3 protein-coding genes and 1 pseudogene are annotated in these 3112 nt (G+C 72.4%); 2 read left to right on the forward strand and 2 right to left on the reverse strand.

The genetic code is table 11. The annotated features are described in order from the left end of the window. Positions 1 to 195: 195 nt before the first annotated feature. Positions 196 to 1197, reverse strand: coding sequence for a MoxR family ATPase (locus tag FV228_RS24880; RefSeq protein ID WP_147857000.1), 1002 nt, complete (start codon positions 1195 to 1197; stop codon positions 196 to 198). 327 nt (positions 1198 to 1524) lie between these two features. On the opposite strand from FV228_RS24880, the gene FV228_RS24885 reads away from it, so the two are divergent. Continuing rightward, positions 1525 to 2235 (forward strand): MgtC/SapB family protein, encoded by a 711-nt coding sequence (locus FV228_RS24885; protein WP_147857001.1) that lies wholly within the window; start codon positions 1525 to 1527, stop codon positions 2233 to 2235. 58 nt (positions 2236 to 2293) lie between these two features. Here FV228_RS24885 and FV228_RS24890 read toward each other — a convergent pair whose 3' ends face one another. Beyond that, positions 2294 to 2626 carry a hypothetical protein gene (locus tag FV228_RS24890; RefSeq protein WP_246689961.1) on the reverse strand — a complete coding sequence of 111 codons (333 nt, stop codon included), beginning with the start codon at positions 2624 to 2626 and terminating at the stop codon, positions 2294 to 2296. Between the two features lie 366 nt (positions 2627 to 2992). On the opposite strand from FV228_RS24890, the pseudogene FV228_RS34415 reads away from it, so the two are divergent. Continuing rightward, positions 2993 to 3112: pseudogene (locus FV228_RS34415) on the forward strand (peptidase P60); the annotation flags it as partial.

Genomic DNA, 3112 nt, shown 5'->3' on the forward strand with positions numbered 1-3112 from the left:
AGGGTGGGCCGGCCGTCAGGCCGGGTCGGGAGAGGGGAGCGACGCTGCCGGAAAGATCGCGACGGGCTTCAGATCCTGAACCGTCGCGCTGCCCCTCTTGCGGGACTTCGTCCCGGCCCCCCCTGCTGCGCAGGGTACCCTCCCCCGCAGAGGGGGGAGGGCGTTTCCGGCTCCTGTTCCAAAGCCCGAACACCCTCAGAGCGCCCGGACCCGCTGCACCAGCTCGCCGACCAGGCCGCGGGCGGTCTTGCCTTCGGCGGCCGCGCGCCAGGTCAGGCCGATGCGGTGGGAGAGCGCGTCCCGGGCGAGTTCGGTGACGTCCTCCGGGGTGACGTGGTCCCGGCCGCGCAGCCAGGCCCGGGCCTTGCCCGCCATCATCAGCGCGAGCGTGCCGCGCGGCGAGGCCGGGTGCTCGATCATCGCCCGCAGGTCCGGCGCCGCCGTATCGGTGCGGGTCGCCGCCACCAGGCGGACCAGGTAATCCTTGAGCGCCGGCGACACGTAGGTGGCCAGAGCCGCCTCCCGGGCGGCGCGCACGTCGGCCAGCGACAGGCGCACCGGCATGGCCTCGGCATGGTGGGTCATCTCGCCCTCCACGAGGTCGAGGATCGCCCGCTCGGTGGCCTCGTCGGGCATCTCGACCACGACGTGCAGCAGGAAGCGGTCGAGCTGCGCCTCCGGCAGCGGGAAGGTGCCGGCATGCTCGATCGGGTTCTGGGTCGCCACGACCATGAACGGGTCGGCGAGCGGATGGGTCTGCCCGGAGACCGTGATCTGCCCCTCGGCCATCGCCTCGAGCAGGGCCGACTGCACCTTGGGCGGCGCCCGGTTGACCTCGTCCACCAGCACCAGGGCGTGGAACAGGGGGCCCTGCAGGAACTCGAAGCTGCCGCTGTCCTGGCGCCAGACGGTGGTGCCGGTGAGGTCGGCCGGCATCAGGTCCGGGGTGCACTGGATGCGGGCGAACGAGCCGTCGAGCCCGTCGGCCAGCCGCTTGACCGCGCGGGTCTTGGCCAGGCCCGGCGCGCCCTCGATCAGGAGGTGGCCACCGGTGAGCAGACCGATCAGTAGACGCTCGACCAAGCCGGCGCTGCCGATCAGGCCGCGCTCCAGCCCGTCGCGCAGGGCCAGGACCCGCCCGTGCAGGGCCGCGTCCGGTTCGGCCCCGGGCCGGCGTTCGGCGAGGGCGTCGCTCATGCGGAGAACGCTCGGGCGCGGAAAAATACACCCGCCACGGGGGCCGTGTCCTGCATCCTGCACGTCTCCTCGGCCCGGGTCCCGTATTCTCAAGGGATCCTCAGGTTGAGGCCGGTGTGCCCGCTGCCCGGTAGGGCCGTCAATCCCGGCCGGTTCTGCCTCCGGTCCGTGCCGGGCGTCATCCCGGGGTCCTTTTGTCGGCTCCCGGAGAAAGGTGATGCAAAACCAAGGGCCTGGCGCGCCGCCCCGGATCCGCTATCCCGGACGGCGCGCCCAGCAGGCCATGATGTCACGGTTTCGTCACCTCTCGCCTCGCAAGAGACCGTCATGACCAGCTACGCCGCCATCCCCGAGGAATTCAAATCCGCCATCGGCCTGATCGTCGCCTTCGTGCTCGGCACGGCGATCGGGGCCGAGCGGCAGTACCGGCAGCGTACCGCCGGCCTGCGCACCGCGGTGCTGGTGGCGATCGGCGCCTCGGCCTTCGTCGATCTCGGCATGCGGCTGACCGGCCCGGACGGCGGGGTCCGCACGGTGGCCTACGTGATCTCCGGCATCGGCTTCCTGGGCGCCGGCGTGATCATGAAGGAGGGGATGAACGTGCGCGGTCTCAACACGGCCGCCACCCTGTGGTGCTCCGCCGCCGTTGGGGCGTTCTGCGGCGCCGACCTGCCGTTGGAGGCGGTGTTCGTCACCGTCACGGTGCTGACCTGCAACACGGCGCTCCGGCCCCTGGTGAACGCCATCAACCGCGCCCCGATCCGCGAATCCTCCACCGAGGCGACCTACGAGGTGCAGGTGACCACCGCGCCCGGCGAGGCCGGCCCCGCCCAGGATCTGCTGGTCGAGCGCCTGGAGGCGGCGAACTATCCGGTCAGCAACGTCGAGGTCGAGGAGCGCGGCGGAGGCGCGGTCGACGTGGTCGCGACGCTGACGGCCAGCGCCGTCAAGGCGAGCGAGCTGGATGCGGTCACGGCCGATCTCGCCAAGGCGCCGGGCATCCGCCACGCCACCTGGTCGGTCCAGACCGCCGATTGATCGTTTGGGACTTTGCGTGGCGCCGGACTGAAGCCGGCGCGCCGCCGGTAGGGACCGGTCAGCGCGGCGGGGCGAGGGGCCGGGTGCGGCGCTCGATCACCACGGTCGGGCGGGTACGGCGCTCGACCACGACGGTGCGGGGCGCCCGGCTCGGGCTGGCATGGGTCAGGATCCGCTCCGGCACCCGCTCCGGCCGGGCCTTCTTGGCCGCCAGGACGTGCGGGCGGACCTCGTCGGCCGGCAGCCCGATCAGGCCGGCGGCGATCTCGACCTGCTGCTCGACATCGTCGGCGAGGTCCTGGGCGGCGGCGACCGCCTCGTTCACCGTGGGCGGCTCGCGGCGCACGCGGATCGGCGGCAGGTCTGCGAAGCTCTTCTGCGTCTTCTTCACGGGGCGACTCGCGGTCATCATCGAACAGACATAGCGCCTTCCGCGCCGGTTGTGCAGTGCATCATAATCGGCGGTTGCCCGTCCGGGGAACATGTCGTGGGCTGGAATACCGCATACGGCACGCCATTGCCCTCGCTCCACAGGGCGAAAGTCATCCGCGCGTGGGTCGGCATCGCGCTGCGGCATAATAGCGCGTGCCCGCGCGGGGTGCCAGACGGGGGTCGCGATCCCCGTCCCGGACCGGGCGGCGACGGTCCGGAGCGTCGTGCCGACGGAGGAGCCGAACCTCCGGGATGCGAGGATACCCGAGACCGCGCGCATCGGCCGGGATCCGATCCCCTGGACGATGCGCTAGGCTCGCGCGCCATGGCCGAATCACTCGATCCCCGCCTCACCCCGGCCCGTCCGGACGTCGCCGACATCCGGTTGCGCGGCCGGGTCACGGCGGAGCGCTTCGTCGCCGCCGCCCCGCGCCGGGTCGTGGAG

Origin of the sequence: Methylobacterium sp. WL18 (genome assembly GCF_008040015.1) — a bacterium.
Taxonomy (GTDB): Bacteria; Pseudomonadota; Alphaproteobacteria; order Rhizobiales; family Beijerinckiaceae; genus Methylobacterium; species Methylobacterium mesophilicum.

Bases quoted from the DNA above. Each gene is read 5' to 3' on its own strand.
- FV228_RS24880 (WP_147857000.1), bottom strand. From the start codon at position 1,197: ATGAGCGACGCCCTCGCCGAACGCCGGCCCGGGGCCGAACCGGACGCG.
- FV228_RS24885 (WP_147857001.1), top strand. From the start codon at position 1,525: ATGACCAGCTACGCCGCCATCCCCGAGGAATTCAAATCCGCCATCGGC.